General features: G+C 67.7%; 18 protein-coding genes. 13 read left to right on the forward strand and 5 right to left on the reverse strand.

Features of this window, described 5'->3' with window-relative positions:
* Positions 1-626 precede the first annotated feature (626 nt).
* The 4 genes from F0U63_RS32945 to F0U63_RS32960 all read right to left on the reverse strand — a co-directional run bounded on the left by F0U63_RS32945 (position 627) and on the right by F0U63_RS32960 (position 3,921).
* Positions 627-1,391, reverse strand: coding sequence for a DUF5953 family protein (locus F0U63_RS32945; RefSeq protein WP_395836070.1), 765 nt, complete (start codon positions 1,389-1,391; stop codon positions 627-629).
* Between the two features lies 1 nt (position 1,392).
* Positions 1,393-2,184: a DUF6310 domain-containing protein gene (locus F0U63_RS32950; RefSeq protein ID WP_395836072.1), complete on the reverse strand. Its 792-nt coding sequence runs from the start codon at positions 2,182-2,184 to the stop codon at positions 1,393-1,395.
* 328 nt (positions 2,185-2,512) lie between these two features.
* A complete protein-coding gene (locus tag F0U63_RS32955; protein WP_395836074.1) occupies positions 2,513-3,415 on the reverse strand; it encodes a dihydrodipicolinate synthase family protein in 903 nt (300 codons plus the stop codon).
* A gap of 2 nt (positions 3,416-3,417) precedes the next feature.
* Complete coding sequence (locus F0U63_RS32960; protein ID WP_395836076.1) at positions 3,418-3,921, reverse strand: cupin domain-containing protein; 504 nt, start codon at positions 3,919-3,921, stop codon at positions 3,418-3,420.
* 127 nt (positions 3,922-4,048) lie between these two features.
* Between F0U63_RS32960 and F0U63_RS32965 the strand changes: the two genes are divergently transcribed.
* The 11 genes from F0U63_RS32965 (at position 4,049) to ilvC (ending at position 16,875) form a co-directional block, all read left to right on the forward strand.
* Positions 4,049-5,515, forward strand: coding sequence for a PLP-dependent aminotransferase family protein (locus F0U63_RS32965; RefSeq protein WP_395836078.1), 1,467 nt, complete (start codon positions 4,049-4,051; stop codon positions 5,513-5,515).
* Between the two features lie 183 nt (positions 5,516-5,698).
* Positions 5,699-5,851 carry a hypothetical protein gene (locus F0U63_RS32970; protein WP_395836080.1) on the forward strand — a complete coding sequence of 51 codons (153 nt, stop codon included), beginning with the start codon at positions 5,699-5,701 and terminating at the stop codon, positions 5,849-5,851.
* Positions 5,852-5,959: 108 nt separating this feature from the next.
* The gene (gene ilvB, locus F0U63_RS32975; RefSeq protein WP_395836082.1) at positions 5,960-7,786 is read left to right on the forward strand and encodes a biosynthetic-type acetolactate synthase large subunit; all 1,827 of its coding nucleotides are present in this window, start codon (positions 5,960-5,962) and stop codon (positions 7,784-7,786) included.
* 12 nt (positions 7,787-7,798) lie between these two features.
* Entirely contained in the window at positions 7,799-8,338 is a 540-nt protein-coding gene (gene ilvN, locus F0U63_RS32980) for an acetolactate synthase small subunit (RefSeq protein ID WP_395836084.1), read from the forward strand.
* A gap of 88 nt (positions 8,339-8,426) precedes the next feature.
* The gene (locus tag F0U63_RS32985) at positions 8,427-9,347 is read left to right on the forward strand and encodes a branched-chain amino acid transaminase (RefSeq protein ID WP_071900854.1); all 921 of its coding nucleotides are present in this window, start codon (positions 8,427-8,429) and stop codon (positions 9,345-9,347) included.
* A gap of 31 nt (positions 9,348-9,378) precedes the next feature.
* Positions 9,379-10,956, forward strand: coding sequence for a 2-isopropylmalate synthase (locus F0U63_RS32990; RefSeq protein ID WP_395836086.1), 1,578 nt, complete (start codon positions 9,379-9,381; stop codon positions 10,954-10,956).
* Between the two features lies 1 nt (position 10,957).
* Positions 10,958-12,388 carry a 3-isopropylmalate dehydratase large subunit gene (leuC, locus tag F0U63_RS32995; RefSeq protein WP_395836088.1) on the forward strand — a complete coding sequence of 477 codons (1,431 nt, stop codon included), beginning with the start codon at positions 10,958-10,960 and terminating at the stop codon, positions 12,386-12,388.
* Positions 12,389-12,393: 5 nt separating this feature from the next.
* Positions 12,394-12,969, forward strand: coding sequence for a 3-isopropylmalate dehydratase small subunit (leuD, locus tag F0U63_RS33000; protein ID WP_395836090.1), 576 nt, complete (start codon positions 12,394-12,396; stop codon positions 12,967-12,969).
* Positions 12,966-14,036, forward strand: coding sequence for a 3-isopropylmalate dehydrogenase (leuB, locus tag F0U63_RS33005; protein ID WP_395836092.1), 1,071 nt, complete (start codon positions 12,966-12,968; stop codon positions 14,034-14,036). Before leuD ends, leuB begins: the two co-directional genes overlap by 4 nt.
* 36 nt (positions 14,037-14,072) lie before the next feature.
* The gene (ilvD, locus tag F0U63_RS33010; RefSeq protein WP_395836094.1) at positions 14,073-15,812 is read left to right on the forward strand and encodes a dihydroxy-acid dehydratase; all 1,740 of its coding nucleotides are present in this window, start codon (positions 14,073-14,075) and stop codon (positions 15,810-15,812) included.
* A gap of 46 nt (positions 15,813-15,858) precedes the next feature.
* On the forward strand, positions 15,859-16,875 hold the full coding sequence (gene ilvC / locus F0U63_RS33015; protein WP_395836096.1) for a ketol-acid reductoisomerase: 1,017 nt from the start codon (positions 15,859-15,861) through the stop codon (positions 16,873-16,875).
* A 144-nt stretch (positions 16,876-17,019) separates the two neighbouring features.
* Here the strand turns inward: ilvC and F0U63_RS33020 are convergent, their stop codons facing one another.
* The gene (locus F0U63_RS33020; protein WP_395836098.1) at positions 17,020-17,712 is read right to left on the reverse strand and encodes a DUF6766 family protein; all 693 of its coding nucleotides are present in this window, start codon (positions 17,710-17,712) and stop codon (positions 17,020-17,022) included.
* 1,166 nt (positions 17,713-18,878) lie between these two features.
* Here F0U63_RS33020 and F0U63_RS33025 point away from each other — a divergent pair.
* Both F0U63_RS33025 and F0U63_RS33030 read left to right on the forward strand, forming a co-directional pair.
* Positions 18,879-20,162, forward strand: coding sequence for a DUF2380 domain-containing protein (locus F0U63_RS33025; RefSeq protein WP_395836100.1), 1,284 nt, complete (start codon positions 18,879-18,881; stop codon positions 20,160-20,162).
* Positions 20,159-20,629 (forward strand): NUDIX hydrolase, encoded by a 471-nt coding sequence (locus tag F0U63_RS33030; RefSeq protein WP_395836102.1) that lies wholly within the window; start codon positions 20,159-20,161, stop codon positions 20,627-20,629. Before F0U63_RS33025 ends, F0U63_RS33030 begins: the two co-directional genes overlap by 4 nt.
* Positions 20,630-20,719: the final 90 nt, after the last annotated feature.

The raw sequence follows: 20,719 nt of genomic DNA on the forward strand, positions 1-20,719 counted from the left end.
CTGCGTCAGGAGTGGGCAGGCCGTAAAGGAGGGGCCTGCCAGCCCACTTGGTTCCAGAAGTAGCGCTGAACCCACCTCCTTCAAATGCTTCCGCGGACTTGCGAGTTGGCGCGCACGGTGCATCCGGCTTGGCGGAACGCACGCGGGGGGAAGGGGATGGGCTGGCCGCTGAGGATGTTCCAAGAGGAGGGTGACGACTTCGTCACCTCCAGGTGCTTCCAGGGACGACTGTTGCTGAGCCCCAGCGCGGAGGTGAACAAGGTGGTGGGAGGCGTGCTGGCCCGCGCCGTCCAGCAGAGTGCCGGCACCCTCCGGCTGTACGCCTTCACCTTCGCCTCCAATCACTTCCACTTGTTGGTCGGGGCATGCCTCCACGCGGCAGGCACTGAAGGAACTGCGCGAGCAGTACCGGGCCTTCGTTGCGGCATTTCGAGAGGCGGCGGCCTGGTGGCGTCGAGGGGACTTCTCGGCGCTCTTCCCGCCCTTCTCCTTCCCGCCTCGTGTCGCTCCAGCTCGTGCTGCTCAAGTTCTTTGACACCCTCTCGGCGCCCTCTCGGGACACCCTCTCCACCCTCTCGGCCAGCAGGCGGGGCCCTGAGCACGGCCAGCGCGAGCCGTGCCAAGTCTCAAGGGGCTGCGCGCCCGCCAATCTCCGGGAAGCGCTCGTAGGCCCGTTTAAGTGCGTCCAAGTGGGTGGGATTGTCCAGGTCGAGCGGCGCATCGGTGAGCCTGACGACCCACCCGCCCGTCGCTGTACGCCGCGAGCGCGAGAGCAGTTCCGAGTCGCGGGCCGAGTCCGGAAAGCCGACGGCCCGTGCGGCGGCTGCCGACCAGTAGTTCAGCCACCCCAGATAATGTGGAATCTCAGGCGTGGGGAGTTCCCATGGGAGTTTGAGCGAGGGCAGCCCTTTAGGCGGGACATGCGGCTTCTCCCCCGGGTGGCGAAACTGCTCTGAGACTGTCACGGCTATCCCATCCGGATCCACGCGCCCCCAGAACGCGCGAGCGCCCTCCGCAACAGCTTCTAGCACGTTCGCTGCCGCTGCGATGCCGGTTGCGTCGAACGGCAGGGCGGCATGGACTTCAAACTGTGCCTGACCACCCGGCGAGGTCCCCGCAGGGCTTTCCCATCCAGACACCGTTACCCGGTAGCTCTCGTCGCCATTGCAAATGAGCCGAAACCCCCTTCCGGTCGGCCTCCCTTGGGAGAGCCATGACTCGCGCTGCGGTAGCCGGACCAGCGTCCCCTCGCGAGAAATCGTCCACTCCAGGCGTAAGCCAGGGAACGCGCGTTCCATTCCACGAACAACAGCCAAAGGGCGGCTGTCGGCGCCTACGAGCGCAGGCGCGTAGACGATAATACCAATGTCGTTTTCTTGCGTTGCAGGCATTTCAGCACCACTCCATGATGACAACTTTGAGGGTGGGGTCTTGCTTGAGCAGGGCAGCTTTATGCGCTACGCTGCGCACGCCGACCTTGAAGTCAAATCCGCAGGCCAGAGCGAGGGCGCGCTCATGCTGTAGCTCCGGCACCTGGTCCTCAAGCACAATTCTCCGAAGTTCGGGCGGGTACGTGTCGAAGTTGTCGGTCTTGACTTCCCAAAGTGTGCGCGCGGCCAGTTGCAGCGCGTCGAAGTTCTTCCCATTCACGAACACATCCCTGCTGGGGAAACTGTTGTTCGGAATTCTGTCGGCGCACGTGTCGTGCAGTTTATTTCCTCCAAGGTGACGCTTCGCCGGGACGGGCTCGCACCTGCGGCGGTCTTGATCCGAAGCCTCGGGTGGTTCCACAGGCGGGAAATCCGGCCCCTTTGGCTCCGGCTTGGGCCTTTTTTTCGGCAAGGTCTCCTGCGGGGCGGGCTTCGTTACAGGCACGGGCTTCACTTCAGACACGGGCCGCGCTTCCGGCACCGGCCGCGTCTCCGGCACCGGCCGCGTAGGCGGCGGCCGAACCTGGGGACGGCCCCTCTTCTCGTAAGCCTCCAGCGCCTCTGAGATCGCGAAGCCCACCACGACAACGCCCGCCACAACTACCGCGCCCACGACGATCTCCGGGGCCGCCAGGACGCAGACCCCGAGCCCCATTGCAGCGACACCCGCAGACGCAATCGCGCATCGTCCCGTGAGGTCGTGAAACTCGATCCGGTCATGGTCGAGGGCCTGATAGCACCGCTCCGCCAGCACGGGCCAGGGCTCGGAAGCTTCGCGGACGGCGCAACGCCCCCCGTCCGTCCAGGGCAGCTTCGCCGCGCGCTGGAGGTTGGCGAGCCTCGGGCCGCGGGCCGCTGGCGCTGTTGGGGTGGGCGCTGGCGTAGCGCAGGCCGAGACGTAGAGCAGCAGGGCGCTGCATGCTCGGAAACGCATGGCTACATCTTCCGATCAAGTCAGGACCTAATGAATCCTGGTGGGACTGTTCGGAGTATGCAAGCCCGCCCCGACAGCAGACGGACTGGCTGGCGATGAACGTGGACTTCGCCGTGCTCTGGATGAGGGAACGGGAAGCCAGTGGCCGTCACTCCGGGTCGTGGGCGTCGAGCTTGTCGAGGATGCGCCGCAGCACCTCCCGCTCCGTCTCGGGCAGCGGCAGGAGCGGGGCACGCAGTGGGCCCACCCGGGTGCCGCGCAGCTCCAGCCCCGCGGCGATGGTGCGGGGCAGGCCGCCCTTCACGATGAATTGCAGCAACGGCAACTGTTTCTGGAAGACGCGCCGGGCCGCGGTGAGATTGCCCTTCTCCACCACCTCATGGAAGAGCCGCAGGTTGAGCTCCGGGATGAGGGCGGGCGCCGCCGTGCACCAGCCTCGCGCTCCGGCGGCGAAGGCGGCCAGGGCGAGCGGGTTGGAGCCGTTGTAGAAGGCCACGTCCTCGCCCACCACCTGACGCAACCGGTGCATGCGGCCCACGTCGCCGGTGCTCTCCTTCACCATGGTGACGTTGGGAATCTCCAGCAGCCGCGCGAGGAACTCGGGCGTCATGTCCAGCCCACCCGTGGCCGGATTGTTGTAGGCCATGATGGGAATGGAGATGGCGCGCGCCACCCGGTCGAAGTGCCGGAGGATCTCCTCCTCGGAGAGCTTCCAGTAGCTCATCGGGATGATCATCACCGCCGCCGCGCCCGCCTTCTCGGCGAAGCGCGCGTGGTGCACGGTGCGCTCGGTGGTGAGGCTCGAGACGCCCACCATGACGGGCACCCGGCCGCGCACGGCCTTCATGGTGGACTCGGTGACGGCCTCGCGCTCCCCATCATCCAGGTAGGGCAGGCTGCCCGTGCTGCCGAGCGGGGCGATGGCATGTACACCAGAGGCCGCCATCTGCTCGGTGATCAGCCGGAGGGTGTCGAGGTCCACGCCTCCCTCCGCCCGGAAGGGGGTGATGGTGTAACCAATGATACCGCGCATGGGAACGTTGCGGCTCATGGTCATCCCTCCTCGCCGTTGCGCAGCAGGGACTGGCCCTTCTCACCCACCTCCTCGCGCAGCGCCACGCCGCCCATGTTCTGCAGCATGGGGGCGTTCTCGCAGGCGAGGTAGCGCGCGCGGGCCGTCGGGTGCGTGTTGACGTGGTTGTGCCACGCCCACACGGGGATGTAGACGGCGTCCCCCTGCTTCCAGGGGATGCGCTTGCCCTGGATCTCCGAGTACCCCTCCCCCTCCAGCACGTAGAGGATGGTCTCGTAGGTGTGGCGGTGCTTGTTGGAGGACTGGCCGGGCTCCAGCCAACCAATCGTCATGCTGATGGCATGCGAGGGCAGGTCCACGAAGAAGACGGGGTGCTTGCGCTCCTTCGAGTAGCCCTCGTTGCGGCCGGCATCCTCGACATTCGGGTGGGCCAGCCGCTCCGGCATGACGACGCGCGGGCGGGGCGGCGTCTTGTCGAAGTCGGCGGACTCGTACTTCTTCTTCGTTTCCACGGTCTGGTTCATGGCGTCTCCCAAGGGCCCGCCGCGGTTGTTTCCGGAGGAGTTGCTCTCCGGGCGTCGGGCACGGACGAAACCTAAGAGAACGACCGGCACCCCAGAAAGTGCCGGTTATTTGAAGTAGACTAGGCCGGTGCTCCGCTCCTGGAAGATGAACCTCGAGGTCGACCCGGCGTCCAACATCCCCCTCTTCGTGCAGCTCTCGCGCGCCATCGTGCGCGACATCGAGCGAGGGCGCCTGTCGCCAGGGGACGCGCTGCCAGGGACGCGCGCCATGGCGCAGCGGCTCGGCATCCACCGCAACACCGTGGATGCGGCCTACCGCGAGCTCATTCAACAGGGATGGGCCTCGGCGGAGCCCTCGCGCGGCACCTTCGTCTCCACCACCCTGCCGGTGAAGACGCCCAAGGGGTTCGGCAGCTCACCGAGGCAGCGGATGCCGCAGCAGCCCGCCTTCTCACTCGAGGCGCCACGGGGCGTCCGGGAGGACGTGGCGGCCTCCGCCTCGCGGGGGGTGTTGATCTTCAACGACGGGACCCCGGACGTGCGACTCGCCCCCTCCCTGGCCCTGGCACGCGCCTTCCGCCACGTCCTCACGGGACGCGCCCGGACGACGCTCGGGGCGGGGGATGCGCGCGGCGAGCCACTCCTGCGCCAATCGCTGGCCCGCATGCTGAGTGAGACGCGTGGCCTGGCCGCGGGCGAGGACGATGTGCTCGTCACCCGGGGCAGTCAGATGGCCCTCTTCCTCGTGGCCCAGACCCTGGTGCGCCCCGGGGACGTCGTCGCCGTGGATGCGCTCGGCTATCGGCCAGCCTGGGACGCGCTGAGGCTCGCTGGCGCCCGCCTGGTGGGGCTGCCGGTGGATGGCGAGGGCGTGCGAGTGGACGCCCTGCGGACGCTGCTCACCCAAGGGCCCGTGCGGGCCGTCTTCGTCACCCCGCACCACCAGTACCCCACCACCGTCACGCTCACCGCCGCGCGCCGGGTGGAGCTGCTGCGCCTGGCCGCGGAGTCCGGGATGGCCGTCGTCGAGGACGATTACGATCACGAGTACCACTACGAGGGCCGCCCCGTGCTTCCCCTGGCGAGCGCGGACCGCTCGGGGAGCGTCGTCTACGTGGGCTCGCTCTCCAAGATCATGGCTCCGGGGTTGCGCCTCGGCTACGTCGTCGCGCCCGCTCCCGTGGTGCGGCAACTGGCCGCCCTGCGCGCGGTGGTGGACCGCCAGGGGGATGCCCCCCTCGAGCGCGCCGTGGCCGAGTTGCTGGAGGAGGGGGAGTTGCAACGCCATGCCCGGCGCGCCCGCCGCGAGTACCTGGCGCGCCGGGACGCGCTCGCGGAGGCCCTGCGCGGAGCCCTGGATGAGCACGTGGACTTCGAGGTGCCGGCTGGCGGGCTGGCCCTGTGGGTGCGCCTCCGGGAGAGGGGCGACGCGAGCGGGTGGGCCGAACGGGCGCGCGCGGAGGGCGTCCACGTGATGCCCGGCCATTCCTTCGCGCTGGAGGGACAGGGGCCGGAGGCGTTCCGCCTGGGCTTCGCCTCGCTCAACCCCACGGAGCTGCGCGAGGCGGTGCGCCGGCTCGCACGCGCCCGCTGAAAGCGTCAGCTGAAGGCGTCAGCTGAAGGCGTCCGACGGGCCGTGGGCAGGTTTTTCGTTTCGATTGAGAAATCAAAAGTCATCCCACGGCGATGAACGTGATGGGAAGTGAACCGACTCTTTTTTGATTTGCCTTTGGGGGCCGTTTGGGTGCATGCTCGCGGACCTCTGACTGAACGAACCATGACGAACGCCCTCTCCACCCTCGAGCTGAACCTCCGCCCGGCGACGAACCGTGGCGTGCGTTCGCTCGGCGTGGAGGTGCTCGTAGTCGTCCTGGTAGCCGTGCTGCTGCTTGCGCTTCTTCTTGCGCAGGGGGCCGGGCCACCGTTCTGACACTGGAGAGCATCCAGGCCTGAACGAGAAGCCCCGCCCCCGGAAACGGAGGCGGGGCTTCTCGTTTTTCGGCGTCCTCAACCCCTCGTGGTTCGCAGTGGAGACGCAATGACGAAAGCTGGCACAAGCCCCAAGAGAGAGCAGGCACCCACGGGGCAAGGTGATGACTCGGACAGCTCCGCTCCGGAATACGCCAGGAGCACGGCCCAACGGACCGGAGCCGAAATCGTCTGGGATGTGCTCGCCAGTGAGGGAGTCGATGTCGTCTTCGGCTACCCGGGCGGGGCCATCATGCCCATCTACAATGCCTTGCATCAGCGACCCATCCGCCACGTGCTCGTGCGCCATGAGCAGGGGGCAGCACACATGGCGGATGGTTATGCGCGCGCCTCGGGGAAGGTCGGGGTGTGTCTGGCCACCTCGGGTCCGGGGGCCACCAACCTGGTGACGGGGATCGCCACCGCGATGCTGGATTCCTCTCCCCTCGTCTGTATCACCGGCCAGGTCCCCTCCTCGCTCTTGGGCAGTGACGCCTTCCAGGAGCTGGACATCACGGGCGTCACCCTCCCCATCACCAAGCACAACTATCTGGTGACGCGAGCCGAGGACATCGCGCCCACCCTCCGGGAAGCCTTCTTCATCGCGCGCTCGGGCCGTCCCGGACCCGTGCTCGTGGACATCACCAAGGATGCGCAGCAGGCCACCGCCGCCCTCGAGTCCCAGCCACGGCCCGTGCGGTTGCCCGGCCATCGCCCCGCGCACCACCCGTCCGCGGAGGACCTGAATCGCGCCGCCGAGCTCATCGCCACGGCCGAGCGGCCGCTCATCTTCGCCGGTCACGGCATCATCAAGGCCGAGGCCTCGGCGCAGCTGAGGGAGCTGGTGGAGAAGACGGGCATTCCGGTGGCCAGCACGCTGCTCGGCCTGGGCGGCTTTCCGGCGACGCACCCGCTCAGCCTCGGGATGATGGGCATGCACGGGGAGGCCTGGGTCAACACCGCCATCCAGGAGTCCGATCTCCTGATCGCCCTGGGCATGCGCTTCGACGACCGGGTGACCGGCAACCTGAAGACGTATGCGCGCAAGGCGCGGAAGATCCACGTCGAGATCGATCCCTCCGAGCTCAACAAGAACGTCCAGGTGGACGTCGCGCTGGCGGGGGAGTTGCGCCGGACGCTCACGGACCTGCTTCCCCGCGTCGCGCAGCGCACCTGCACCCCCTGGGTGCAGCACATCAAGGCCCTCAAGAGCAGCTCGGCGGCGCGAGACATCCAATACATGCCGCACAACGGCAGGCTCCACGCGGCCCACGTCATCCATGACCTGTGGTGGCTGACCCAGGGCAAGGCCCTCATGGTCACCGACGTGGGTCAGCATCAGATGTGGGAGGCCCAGTACTACCGACATGAGCGCCCGCGGCAACTCATCACCTCCGGAGGGCTGGGAACCATGGGCTTCGCCCTGCCCGCCGCGATGGGCGCACGCCTGGCCCAGCCCGGCGAGGAGGTCTGGGTGGTGGTGGGCGACGGGGGCTTCCAGATGTCGGCGGCCGAGCTGACGACCTGTGCCCAGGAAGGCATCAAGCTCCACGTGGCCATCATCAACAATGGCTATCTCGGCATGGTGCGGCAGTTGCAGCAGTTCTTCTATGAGAACCGCTACACCGCCACCCCCTTGCTGAACCCGGACTTCGTGAAGCTCGCCGAGGCGCACGGCTTGAACGGCCTGCGCGTCACCCGGCGGGAGGAGATTCCGGAGGCGGTGGCCCAGGCGCGGGCCAGTCCCTGCACCACCATCATCGACTTCCGGGTGGAGCAGGAGGACAGCGTCTACCCCATGGTCCCCTCGGGCGCGGACCTCGACGAGATGATCCGCCGTCCCCAGGACGACAGCGAGGTCTGCGCGATGTCTCCGTGGAGCAGCGGAGCCGTCTGAGGAGCCAATGCCATGAGCCCATCCCATCAACGGACCTTCATCGTTCACGTCGAGGATCGCCCGGGCGTCCTCAACCGCGTCATCTCGCTCTTCAGGCGCCGCGCCTACAACATCGACTCGCTCACGGTGGCACGCACCGAGCGCCCCGCCATCTCGTGCATCACCCTGGTGGTGGTGGTGGATGACCGCGAGGCGCGTCTGCTGGAAGCCAACCTCTACAAGCTCATCAACGTCCTCTACGTGGAGGACGTCACGCACCAGGGCCCGCTGGTTCGCGAGCTGGCCCTCATCAAGGTGAAGGCCACCGAGGAGACCCGCGCGCAGCTCCTGCGGGTCTGCGACATGTTCCGCGCGCGCGCCATCGACGTGACGCCCTCGGCACTGGTTGTGGAGCTCACCGGAACGCCGGACGAGATCGATGGGCTCATCGAGGTGCTACGCCCCTCCGGAATCATCGAGCTGGTACGCACCGGCGCCGTCGCGATGGCGCGGGGCGCCCGGTCTCCCATCGCGGAAGTGCTGGACGCGGCGCCCCCGGAGCAGGCGGCGTAGGACAACCCTGTCATTGGCAACTCAGTCGCTCCCTCCGCTCCCGAGGCGTGAGGAAGAACCCCTCGTATTACCCAAAGAGGCAGCACACATGGATTGCAAGTACATCTGGACGAACGGGAAGCTGGTGGCCGCCGCCGAGGCGCAGATGAATTTCCTCACGCCCGCCACGCACTACGGCATGGCGGTGTTCGAGGGCATTCGCTGCTACCGGACGGCGAAGGGGCCCGCGATCTTCCGTCTTCGCGAGCACATCGAGCGGCTCCACAGGTCCGCGACGATCCTCGGCTGGCGCGAGCTGCCCTTCAGCGTGGGACAGCTCATCGAGGCCTGCCAGGAGACGGTCCGGGCCAATGGCCATGAGGAATGCTACATCCGCCCGCTGCTCTACCTCGGTGGCGGAGGGTGGAACCTCAACATCGACAACGGCCAGGCGCACGTGGGCATCGCCGTGTGGTCCTGGAACGCCTACCTCGGCGCGGAGGCCGCGGAGAAGGGCGTGCGCGCCAACGTCTCCTCGTTCACCCGGCACCACCCCAACGTGGTGATGACCAAGTCGAAGGTCGCGGGGAACTATCCCAACTCGGTGCTCGCCAAGACGGAGTCGGTCCGCCTGGGGTTCGACGAGGCAATCATGCTGGACACGCAGGGCATGGTGGCCGAGTGCACCGGCGAGAACATCTTCATCGTCCGGGGCAACCGGGTGATGACGCCGCCCGAGGGGCAGATCCTCGAGGGCATCACCCGGGACACGGTGATGATCCTGGCTCGCGAGATGGGCCTGGAGGTCAGCGCCCAGCCCATCTCTCGGGATCAGCTCTACACGGCCGACGAGGTCTTCGTCACCGGAACGGCCGCCGAGGTCATCGGCCTGCGGGAGATCGACTTCCGCACCATCGGAAGCGGCCGCACCGGCCCCATCACCCAGAAGATTCAACAGGCCTATCACGCGGCCGTCCGTGGCGAGCTGCCACGCGCCGCGGAGTGGTTGACCTACGTACCCGGCAGGTAGCGGTCCCCCGAACAGGAGAAGAGGCGAACGGATGAGTACGGAGAGCACGAAGGATCGCGTCATCATCTTCGACACCACCCTGCGCGACGGCGAGCAGTCGCCCGGCGCCAGCATGAACGTGGCGCAGAAACTACAGGTGGCACTCGCGCTTCGAGACCTCGGGGTGGACGTCATCGAGCTTGGATTTCCGGTCGCTTCGCAAGGGGACTTCGAGGCCGTCGCCACCGTGGCCGGGCGGGTCGAGGGCCCCACGTTGTGCGCCCTGGCCCGCGCCAACCGGGAAGACATCGACCGCACGTGGGAAGCCCTCCGCGCGGCCGAGCGCCGGCGCCTCCACGTCTTCCTCGCCACCAGTCCGCTCCACCGCGAGTTCAAGCTGAAGATGAACCAGGAGGAGGTCCTCCGGCGCGCCGTGGAGGCCGTGCGCTATGCGCGCGAGCGCTTCGAGGACGTGCAGTTCTCCGCCGAGGACGCGGGGCGCACCGAGCCCGAGTTCCTCGCCGAGGTGGTGGAGCGCGTCATCGAGGCCGGCGCCACCACGATCAACATTCCGGACACGGTGGGCTACACGATGCCCGCTCAGTTCTCCTCCCTCATCGCATACCTGCGGCGCCACGTGCGCGGCATCGAGCGCGTCGTGCTGAGCGTGCACTGCCACAACGACCTCGGGCTGGCGGTGGCCAACAGCCTGGCCGCGGTGGTGGAAGGCGCGCGGCAGGTGGAGTGCACCATCAATGGCATCGGCGAGCGGGCGGGCAACTGTGCCCTGGAAGAGGTGGTGATGGCCCTGCGCACGCGCCATGACTTCTTCGGTGTACGGACCGCCATCCGCACCGAGCGCCTCTATCCCACCAGCCGGTTGCTCTCCAACGTCACGGGCCTCCAGGTCCAGCGCAACAAGGCGGTGGTGGGGCAGAACGCCTTCGCCCACGAGGCGGGCATCCATCAGCACGGCGTGCTGATGCACCGGGGCACCTACGAGATCATGCGTGCCGAGGACGTGGGCTTCACCGGCAACAGCCTGGTGCTGGGCAAGCACAGCGGCCGCCACGTGCTGCGCCAGCGGGTGAAGGAGCTCGGCTACCAGCTCGATGGCCCGCAGATCGACAAGCTGTTCGAGGAGTTCAAGCGGCTGGCGGATCACAAGAAGGAGGTCTTCGACGCGGACCTGGAGGCCCTCATCCAGGGGTTCATCGGCCCTCGGGAGCAGCCGGCCTGGAAGCTGGAGACGCTGAGCTGTGTCTCCGGGGTGGGGACCGTCCCCTCCGCCACCGTCTGCCTCGAGCACTCCGATGGGCGCCGGGTCCGCGATGCCGCGTGCGGCGATGGGCCCGTGGACGCCGTGTTCAAGGCCGTCGAGCGCATCACCGGCCAGCAGGTCCGCCTGTGCCGCTACCAGGTGACGAGCGTCACCGACGGCGAGGATGCCCAGGGGCATGTCGACCTGGAGGTGGAAGCAGGCACCCGCCGCTTCCGCGGCCGGGCCGTGAGCACCGACATCATCGTCGCGAGCGCCCGGGCCCTGCTCGAAGCCCTCAACCGCGCGGCCAACACCACCCCCCTCCCCGTTTCCAGCCACGACGTCCCCTCCATGGAAGTGAGCGCGTGACATGAACCCTCCTGGACCCCGAAACCTGTTCCAGAAGATCTGGGAGTCCCACCTCGTCCGGCCGGAGACGGCCGAGGTGCCCGCGGTGCTCTACGTGGATCTCCACCTGGTGCACGAGGTGACCTCACCCCAGGCCTTCAGCCTGCTGCGCGAGCGGGGCCTGCGCGTGCGGCGGCCCGAGCGGACCATCGCCACCATGGACCACTCCACCCCGACCCTCCCCCGGGATGCACAAGGGCGCTTCCCCGTGGCGGACGCGGAGGCGGCGGCGCAGCTCTCCCAGCTCGAGGACAATTGCCGCGAGTTCGGCGTGGAGCTGCACGCGCTGGGCACCGAGCGGCAGGGCATCGTCCACGTCATCGGGCCCGAGCTCGGTCTGACGCTGCCCGGCTCCACCATCGTGTGTGGCGACAGCCATACCAGCACTCACGGTGCCTTCGGCGCGCTGGCCTTCGGCATCGGCACCAGCGAGGTGGGGCATGTGCTGGCCACCCAGTGCCTGCTGCAGCGCCGGCCGAAGACGATGGAGGTTCGCGTGGAGGGCCGCCTCCGCCCTGGCGTGAGCGCCAAGGACATCATCCTGGGCATCATCGCCAAGGTCGGGGTGGGCGGTGGCACGGGACACGTGCTCGAGTACACGGGAAGCGCCATCCGCGGCCTCTCCATGGAGGAGCGGATGACGGTGTGCAACATGTCCATCGAGGCCGGCGCGCGCGCGGGTCTCATCGCCCCGGACGACACCACCTTCGAGTATCTCGCCCGCCGCCCACGCGCTCCCCAGGGTGAGGCGTGGGACAAGGCGGTGGCGCACTGGCGCGCGCTGCCCTCGGATCCGGGCTCCACCTATGACGCGTCGGTGACGCTGGATGCCGACGCGCTCGAGCCGATGCTCACGTACGGGACCCATCCCGGCATGGGGATTCCCGTCACCGGTACCGTGCCCGCTCCCCACCAGCTCACGGATACGAGCGCCCGCGACTCGCTGGAGCGCGCGCTGCGCTACATGGGGCTGACGCCAGGGCAACGTCTGATCGGCCAGCCCATCGACGTGGTGTTCATCGGCAGTTGCACCAACTCGCGGCTGTCGGACCTGCGGGCCGCGGCCCATGTCCTGCGGGGTCGCAAGGTGGACTCCCGCGTGCGCACGCTCGTGGTGCCAGGCTCCCAGGAGATCAAACGGGCGGCGGAATCCGAGGGACTGCACGACATCTTCCGCGAGGCCGGCGCGGAGTGGCGGGAGCCCGGCTGCTCGATGTGCATCGCCATGAACGGGGATCAGGCGAAGCCCGGTCAGTACGTGGTGAGCACCAGCAACCGCAACTTCGAGGGGCGGCAGGGCAAGGGCAGCCGGACCTTCCTGGCCAGTCCCCTGACCGCCGCCGCCGCCGCCATCACCGGCAAGGTCACCGATCCCCGCGAGCTCTTGAGGTGAATCCCATGGAACCGTTCCGCACGCTTCGCTCGCGCACCATCGTCCTGGCGCGGCAGAACATCGACACCGATCAGATCATCCCCGCCCGTTTCCTGAAGATCACCCACCGCGCCGGCCTGGGCCGCTGGCTCTTCGCGGACTGGCGCTACCAGCCCGACGGCAGCCCCCGGCCGGACTTCATCCTCGAGCAGCCGGAGGCCCGGGGCGCCCGGGTGCTGATCGCGGGTGACAACTTCGGCTGCGGCTCCTCGCGCGAGCATGCCCCGTGGGCCCTGGTGGACTGGGGCTTCCGCGCGGTCATCAGTTCCTCCATCGCGGACATCTTCTCCAACAACGCGGTCAAGAACGGTCTGCTGCCAGTGCGGGTGGACGCCGGGTTCCACGGCCGCCTGCTGGCCGAGCCGGGCGCGGAGGTGTTCATCGATCTGGAGCACCGCACGGTGCGGCTCGCGGATGGAACGGAGGCGGCCTTCCCGCTGGATCCGTTCGCCCGCTACTGCCTGATGAACGGCGTGGACGAGCTGGGGTTCCTGCTCGGCCAGGCAGAGGCCATCACCCGCTTCGAGGAGGCCCGTCCATGAAGGCGCTCATCGCGGTTCTTCCGGGAGACGGTATCGGACCCGAGGTGGTGGCGCAGGGCACTCGCCTGCTGAGGGCGGTGGCGGAGCGCTTCGGCCACTCCTTCGAGCTGGTGGAGGCCCCCATGGGAGGCGTGGCCATCGATCTCACCGGTGCGCCGCTGCCTCCGGAGACGCTCGCGCTCTGCCAGCGGGCGGATGCGGTGCTGCTGGGCGCCGTGGGAGGGCCGAAGTGGGACCCGCCCGCGAAGGTTCGTCCGGAGCAGGGGCTGCTCGCGTTGCGCAAGGAGCTGGGCCTCTACGCCAACCTGCGGCCCGTGGCGCCCTTCCCTTCCCTCCATGACACCTCCACGCTCAAGCCCGAGGTGCTGCGCGGCGTGGATCTGCTGGTGGTGCGTGAGCTCACCGGTGGCATCTACTTCGGCGAGAAACGCCGCGAGGAGGATCGGGCCTTCGATGCCTGTGTCTACACGGTGGACGAGGTGGTGCGGGTGGTTCGCGCCGCCGCCTCGCTCGCGCGGGCCCGCCGCAAGCGGCTCACCTCGGTGGACAAGGCCAACGTGCTGGAGACCTCGCGGCTGTGGCGCGCGGTGACCGAGCGGGTCATCCGCGAGGAGTTCCCGGACATCGAGCTGAAGCACATGCTGGTGGATGCCTGTGCGATGCACCTCATCAAACGCCCCGCGGACTTCGACGTCATCGTCACGGAGAACATGTTCGGCGACATCCTCACGGACGAGGCGGCCATGCTCTCGGGTTCCATCGGCATGCTGCCCTCGGCCTCGCTGGGCGCGAACCGGCGCGGGCTCTACGAGCCCATCCACGGCTCCGCTCCGGACATCGCCGGCCGCGGCGTGGCCAACCCCTACGGGACGCTGCTGAGCGTGGCCATGCTGCTGCGCCACTCGCTCGGGCTCGAGCAGGAGGCGCGTGCCGTGGAGAGCGCGGTGGCCTCCTCACTCGAGACCGGTGTCCTCACCGCCGATCTCGTTCCTCCGGGCACCCGGCCCGTGGCAACCCAGGAGGCGGGCCGGGCCGTGCTCGACCGGCTCGGCGGGCCCACTCGCTAGCACCTCCTTCTCCTTCACGGCTTTCCAGGAACCCCCATGTCCCAAGACACACGCCGCAACAGCCGCGCCATCACCGAAGGCTTCGAACGCGCACCCGCACGCGCCATGCTCAAGGCCATTGGCTTCACCGACGAGGATCTCTCCAAGCCCCTCATCGGCGTGGCCAACACCTGGACCGAGACCATGCCCTGCAACTTCCACCTGCGCCGCCTGGCGGAGAAGGTGAAGGAGGGCATCCGGGCCGCGGGTGGAACGCCCATGGAGTTCAACACCATCTCCGTCAGTGACGGGGTGACCATGGGCACCGAGGGCATGCGCGCCTCGCTGGTCAGCCGTGAGGTGATCGCGGACTCCATCGAGCTGATGTGCCGCGGCCACATGTTCGACGCGGTGGTGACGCTGGTGGGGTGCGACAAGACCATCCCCGCCGCGGCCATGGCGGTGCTCCGGCTGAACATCCCCTCGCTGGTCCTCTACGGCGGCTCCATCGCCCCCGGGTGCTACAAGGGCAAGGACGTCACCGTGCAGGACATGTTCGAGGCCGTGGGCGCGGTGGCCGCCGGGAAGATGTCCCTCGAGGCGCTCGCGGAGATCGAGAACGTCGCCTGCCCGGGTGCGGGCGCCTGTGGCGGCCAGTACACCGCCAACACCATGGCCCTGGCCATCGAGATGCTCGGGCTCGCCCCGGTGGGCTACGCCACCATTCCCGCGGAGGATGCGCGCAAGGACGCGGCGAGCGTCGCCGCGGGCCGGCTCATCATGGACGTGCTCCAGCGGGGCACGTGCCCTCGGGACGTCGTGACGCGCGCCTCGTTCGACAACGCCATCGCGTCCGTGGCGGCCACAGGTGGCTCGACCAACGCGGTGCTGCACCTGCTCGCCCTGGCGGGGGAGATGGGCGTGCCGCTCGCCCTGAAGGACTTCGACGAGGTGAGCCGGCGCACCCCCCTCATCGCGGACCTCAAGCCAGGTGGCCGTTTCGCCGCGGTGGACATGGACCGTGCCGGAGGCGTGCCGCTGCTCGCCCGGCGATTGATCGCGGGCGGCTTCATGGACGGGAGCGCCCGGACCATCGAGGGACGCACCTGGGCCGAGTCCTCGATCAGCGCCACCGAGAAGACGGGACAGCAGGTCATCCGGCCCCTGAGCGAGCCCATCCGCTCCACGGGCGGGCTCGTCATCCTGCAGGGCAACCTCGCCCCGGAAGGGTGCGTGGTGAAGATGTCGGGGCACGAGCGCGGCCACCACCGGGGGCCCGCGTGGGTGTTCGACCGCGAGGAGGATGCCTTCGCGGCGGTGAAGGAGCGCCGCATCCAGCCGGGTTCCGTGGTGGTCATCCGCTACGAGGGACCGCGCGGCGGCCCGGGCATGCGCGAGATGCTGGGAGTGACCGCGGCGCTCGTCGGGCAGGGGCTGGGTGACTCCGTGGCGCTGCTCACCGACGGGCGCTTCAGCGGCGCCACCCGCGGCCTGATGGTGGGCCACGTGGCCCCCGAGGCGGCCGTGGGCGGCCCGATCGCGGCGGTGCGCACGGGTGACATCATCACCATCGACGTGGAGGCCCGGCAGCTGTCCGTGGAGCTCTCCGCGGAGCAGATCGCCGAGCGCTTGCGGGGATTCCAGCCGCCTCCGCCCCGCTACACCTCGGGTGTCTTCGCGAAGTACGCCGCGCTGGTGTCCTCGGCCTCCGAGGGCGCGATCACGCGGCCGCCTCAACCCCAGGCTTCATCCCAGGCTCCCTCCACCGAGCGGCGGCAGGTGGCCGCCGTTCCCTAGTCCCACCCCCACCGTTTCACACCCTTACCGCCTCAAGGACCAAACCATGACCACCATCTATTACGACAAGGACGCCTCCCTCGAGCCCATTCACGCCCGCAAGGTCGCGATCATCGGCTACGGGAGCCAGGGACATGCCCACGCCCTCAACCTCAAGGAATCCGGCGTGAAGGTGCGGGTGGGGTTGCATGCCGCCAGCCGCTCGCGCGCCAAGGCGGAAGCGGCGGGTCTCGAGGTGATGTCCGTCGCCGAGGCGGCCCAGTGGGCCGACCTCATCATGATCCTCGCCCCGGATCAGACCCAGAAGCAGATCTACGACGCGGACATCGCGCCCCACCTCACCCGGGGCAAGGCCTTGTTCTTCGCCCACGGCTTCAACATCCACTACGGGCAGATCCGCCCTCCGGCGGATGTGGACGTGGCGCTCATCGCCCCGAAGTCACCCGGACACATGGTGCGCCGCCTCTACCAGGACGGCAGGGGAACTCCCGCGCTCATCGCGGTGCACCAGGACGCCACGGGCAAGGCCAAGGCGCTGGGCATGTCCTATGCGCGCGCCATCGGCACCACACGTGCGGGCGTGCTGGAAACCACGTTCAAGGAAGAGACCGAGACGGATCTCTTCGGTGAGCAGGCAGTGATCTGCGGAGGTGTCACCGCCCTCGTCCAGGCCGGCTTCGACACGCTGGTGGAAGCGGGCTACCAGCCCGAGGTCGCCTACTTCGAGTGCCTGCATGAGCTCAAGCTCATCGTGGACATGATGTACGAGGGCGGCATGGGCTGGATGCGCCACTCCATCAGCGACACCGCCGAGTACGGCGACTACACGCGCGGACCGCGCCTCATCAACGACTCGGTGCGCACGGAGATGCGCAAGGTGCTCAAGGAGGTCCAGACCGGCGTCTTCGCCCGCGAGTGGATCCTCGAGAACCAGGCGGGCCGGCCGGTGTTCGACAAGCTGCGCGAGCAGGGCCGCGAGCATCCCATCGAGGATGTGGGCCGGCGTCTGCGCGAGATGATGTCCTGGATTCGTGAGTCGAAGAAGGACTCGAGCGAGCGCTGAAGGTGGCGGCGCCAACATAAACATAAGAGGGATGGGTGCACTTTTGAGAGTGGCGAGCGGGTGCAGAGGGGTCAAGGAAGCGGGCCGCTGACGGGTGCCACCCAGGCTGTGCGCGGGGCCAGAGGAGGGGCCGTACAGCCCCTCTCAGCCTTCTCCTGTGCTGCGGTGGGGCATATGGACGGGCTTGGACTCCGGCGAGCCCTTCTGGCGCAGGAAGATGGAAAGGACCACCAGCGCCCCGACGGAGAGGAACTCGCTCTGCCAGTTCTGAAAGGACTCGAACCAGAACCGTGAACTGCTCACGTACTGCCATAAGCTCACGGCCTGCTGCCCGTGCTGGAGTTGCTCCTCGTTGAAACTCATCCTTCCTCCGATGGCGTGCAGGGCAAACGAGAACAGGAACAGCCCGAACAGCGCGAGCGTGAGAGATCGGGAGTAGAGCGCGAGGGCCAGCCCGCCCCGGTGAACGGGGCCGGGAGAGTCCGGGCGTACCTCCTTCCGAGGATCCCGGTCCACCTCGTTGTCACCTGTGAGCCTCTTCGACTCGCCCGATCCCTTCTGCTTGAGGAAGGAGGAGAGCAGGACGAAGGCTCCCATCTGGAAGAACTCGCTCTCCCAGTTCTCGAACGTGGCCTCGATGAACTCGCCCGAGAGCAGGTACCTGGAGTAGCTCACGCTGGGTTGTCCGTGCTCACGCTGATCCTGGTTGTAGGAATGCAGGCCCGCGAGGCTCTGTCCCAGCCAGAACATCAGGAAGAGACCGAACATGACGAGCGAGAGCCCGTTCTCCCGGAAGATCCGCTGGAGACGTCCCGGCTCCTCTCGTCGATGGTGCATGCGACTCGTATTCATAGGTCATGAGTGCTCATCCCTCCGGGCATGAGCAGCGAGGGCCGCATGGCCGCGGTGCAGGAGGTGCGGACTGGCTGTCACCCTCCCACTCTCCTGAGGGGCATTGGTCCAGGTCGCCACCCTCCAGAGGGTCATCCTTCGGTTTTCCGAAGGAACCCCGTCGAATCATCTGACTTTCCACCCGAGACGGTGTCCCGAGACGGTGTCAAAGGACTCCCCCCCGAGACGGTGTCAAAGGACTCGAAACGAGGGACTTGCGCGAGAACGCTCCCGAGACGGTGTCAAAGGACTCGAAACGAGGGACTTGCGCGAGAACGCAGCTCGGCGTGGACGGGTACCCGATTGCGCTTCAAGTCTTTCCGAGGACTTGGAGTTGGCCCACGGGGTGCACTGGCCCGGCGGAGTGCTCGCGGGGGATGGGGATGGGCTGGCCGTTGAGGATGTTCCAGGAGGAGGGGCTCTATTTCGTCACGTCCAGGTGTTTCCAGGGACGTTTGTTGCTGCGTCCCAGCGCGGAAGTGAACGAGGTGGTGGGAGGCTGTGCTCGGGGCGAGCGCCGTGAGGGTACAGCACCCGCACCCGGCCCGAGCATCTCAAGCGCAGCCCGCAGCCTCTGGGGCATGCCTCCACGAGCCAAGCGCTGCGGGAGTTGCGTGAGCGGTACCGGACCTTCGTCGCGGCGTTCCGAGAGGCGGCGGCTCAGTGGAGGCGGGGGGACTTCTTGACGCCCTTTCGCTTTTCTCCTTCCCGCCGCGTGTGGTGCTGGGTCTCGTCGCCCGAGTTCTTTGACACCCTCTCCGCCCTCTCCTCGGGCAGAGGGAGAGCGAAAACATGCGAGAAGAAGGAATATAACGTTCCTCTCCACGAACAGGCCCAGAATGGGGTAGACCATGCGTAGTGACTCACCACGGGGACGGTGGTTGGGATTGGTGCTCGTCACGGTGCTATCATCCACAGGATGTGCGTCGCTGACGCCACCGCACAGCCGTGGGATGAACCTGCGCTACACGCTGCGAGAGGCCGTGGTGCCATCATCAGGCGAAGGGGCGAGTGCGAAGCCTCCACTCGCCCTCGCCTCTTACCCCTCCTCCCCTGATGCGCCCGAGGCACCGGGGCAGCCTCAACGTCGCCGTGGCTCCCGGGAAGCCGTAATGGCGGCAGCCCCTGGCGGCGCTGTGGAGTCCGCGTGGCGAAATGCCCTCGCGGCCCAGCTGGCCTTTCGCGGTGCCGTTCTCGACGTGTCCGGCTCCACAAGTCGGCTCTCCAGCGAGTTCTCCAGACTCGCTGCCAGCACTCCTGGCATCGCCGGCAGAGCCTCCGGCCTCTTCATCCGCTACGTCGACCATGGAGTCCAGCAACTGCGGTGGCTGGATGCCGAACTCGCCGCCACCACCCGGTTGGCCAACGCCGCTTCGGAGGTGAAGGACCCGGACATGCAACTCGCCCTGTTGCGCCTCGCCGGTCCACGTCTCGAGGCCGCCATGTTGGGCTCACTCCTGCTCGCCGTCTGGCTCGACTTCCTCCACCTCACCGACGTCGCCCTCAAACAGCAGTTCTACAGCGTGGAGCGGCTTTTCGTGGACCTGGACCGCGTCCAGAAGATGCTTGAGCCCGCCATGGTGGCACTCTCCTCCGGGGAGTCAGGACAGGTGGAGGCGGCGGCGAAAGACATCCCCATGCTGGTAGGCCATCTCACCCGCGAATTCGCGGCGACACGAGAGGCCATGCGCATGGGGGCGGAGAAGCTCCAGAAGATCCTGGTGCTCAAGGAGTCCATCGAGGCGCTCACCCTGCTCTCGGCGTTGAAGTTCTCTCTGCCCTCCCTGCCGCCGTCGGCTCCCGCCACGCTCGGACTGGCCCTGATGATGGGAGGCGACGGAGTGATGATGGGCACTCGCCTCATCGTGTCTGCCGAATGGGTGGAGATGATGCGCCAGTTGGTGCGGGCGGGCGTCCTCTCCCTTCCCGCCGTCGGCGCGGTCGTACGGATTCAGGCGGGCCAGGTGATGATGGCGCAGTCTCACGACGAGTTGCCCAAGGGCGTGCGCGACGCACTCGGTGATGGGCCCGAGGTACGAGGCATGCGTGTAACAAGCAGGACCGGGGCTGGCATGAACGAGCCACCGCGACACCACGTCCTGCCCAAGGAGTTCCGCGAGTGGTTCGAGAAGCGCGGCTTCACCGGAGAAATGGACATCGATCAGTTCTGCGTCGAGATGGAGCAGGCGCATCACGAAGCCATCCATGGTGGTGGTGACTGGCGCCTGGGTCGCCAATGGCCCGGCGAATGGAATCGGATGATCATGAGGGCGCTGAGAAACGCCGAGACCGATGCCGGCCGGATGTTGACGCGAAATGAGATCCTGGACATCGTCGTGGCGACGATGAAACGCGACAGAATCCCGGTGAACTTCACTCCCTGGAGTGGGCGATGAGCGGGGCTCATCCTTGGGAGGGCAATTGGAAGGTCCGTCTCTATGAGCGGGTTCGCGAGCGTGGTTATGAATCGCTCACCTCATTCGCCGAGGCGCGTCCCACCGCCTCGTTGGTAGCGCTCGCCGAGGAACTCGGCGAGGATGACATCACCGGCGTGCAGGTATTCAGTGGGCTGGTAGCCGAAGCAGAGCGGAGCAAGCGGCTCACGCGCCTGGTGCGCGGACAGTTCGTGCGCGAATTGTACGAGGCGCTCCCTGATGGATGGCCGACTGTCATGGACGACGCGAACCGTTTCAAGGTCGCCAAGGCACTCGGCATGTGGTCTGCCTACACTCCAGAAACCCATGAGGATCGCGTCGATCAGGTCAGGGCAGCACTCCGTGCCTCACCTCCGCCACCCGGCTGGCGACCACTCGGACCCGACGACGAACTGCTGCTCACGCTCCTGCCTGACGAGGAAGTCTGAACATCACCTCTGGAAGGCGCGTCTGACGAGGCGCGGTCGAGTCAAGCCATCGCCACTACTCGGGGAAGGTGTCACCGCGCTCGTCCAGGC

This window comes from Cystobacter fuscus (assembly GCF_044360685.1).
GTDB classification, from domain to species: domain Bacteria; phylum Myxococcota; class Myxococcia; order Myxococcales; family Myxococcaceae; genus Cystobacter; species Cystobacter fuscus_C.

What these genes read in the sequence shown, in the direction of transcription:
- F0U63_RS33025 (WP_395836100.1), top strand. Translation starts at nt 18,879, where the DNA reads ATGGCGGCAGCCCCTGGCGGCGCTGTGGAGTCCGCGTGGCGAAATGCC.
- F0U63_RS32985 (WP_071900854.1), top strand. Translation starts at nt 8,427, where the DNA reads ATGGATTGCAAGTACATCTGGACGAACGGGAAGCTGGTGGCCGCCGCC.
- ilvC (WP_395836096.1), top strand. Translation starts at nt 15,859, where the DNA reads ATGACCACCATCTATTACGACAAGGACGCCTCCCTCGAGCCCATTCAC.
- leuD (WP_395836090.1), top strand. Translation starts at nt 12,394, where the DNA reads ATGGAACCGTTCCGCACGCTTCGCTCGCGCACCATCGTCCTGGCGCGG.
- leuB (WP_395836092.1), top strand. Translation starts at nt 12,966, where the DNA reads ATGAAGGCGCTCATCGCGGTTCTTCCGGGAGACGGTATCGGACCCGAG.
- F0U63_RS33020 (WP_395836098.1), bottom strand. Translation starts at nt 17,712, where the DNA reads ATGCACCATCGACGAGAGGAGCCGGGACGTCTCCAGCGGATCTTCCGG.
- F0U63_RS32945 (WP_395836070.1), bottom strand. Translation starts at nt 1,391, where the DNA reads ATGCCTGCAACGCAAGAAAACGACATTGGTATTATCGTCTACGCGCCT.
- leuC (WP_395836088.1), top strand. Translation starts at nt 10,958, where the DNA reads ATGAACCCTCCTGGACCCCGAAACCTGTTCCAGAAGATCTGGGAGTCC.
- ilvD (WP_395836094.1), top strand. Translation starts at nt 14,073, where the DNA reads ATGTCCCAAGACACACGCCGCAACAGCCGCGCCATCACCGAAGGCTTC.
- F0U63_RS32955 (WP_395836074.1), bottom strand. Translation starts at nt 3,415, where the DNA reads ATGAGCCGCAACGTTCCCATGCGCGGTATCATTGGTTACACCATCACC.
- F0U63_RS33030 (WP_395836102.1), top strand. Translation starts at nt 20,159, where the DNA reads ATGAGCGGGGCTCATCCTTGGGAGGGCAATTGGAAGGTCCGTCTCTAT.
- F0U63_RS32970 (WP_395836080.1), top strand. Translation starts at nt 5,699, where the DNA reads ATGACGAACGCCCTCTCCACCCTCGAGCTGAACCTCCGCCCGGCGACG.
- ilvB (WP_395836082.1), top strand. Translation starts at nt 5,960, where the DNA reads ATGACGAAAGCTGGCACAAGCCCCAAGAGAGAGCAGGCACCCACGGGG.
- ilvN (WP_395836084.1), top strand. Translation starts at nt 7,799, where the DNA reads ATGAGCCCATCCCATCAACGGACCTTCATCGTTCACGTCGAGGATCGC.
- F0U63_RS32960 (WP_395836076.1), bottom strand. Translation starts at nt 3,921, where the DNA reads ATGAACCAGACCGTGGAAACGAAGAAGAAGTACGAGTCCGCCGACTTC.
- F0U63_RS32990 (WP_395836086.1), top strand. Translation starts at nt 9,379, where the DNA reads ATGAGTACGGAGAGCACGAAGGATCGCGTCATCATCTTCGACACCACC.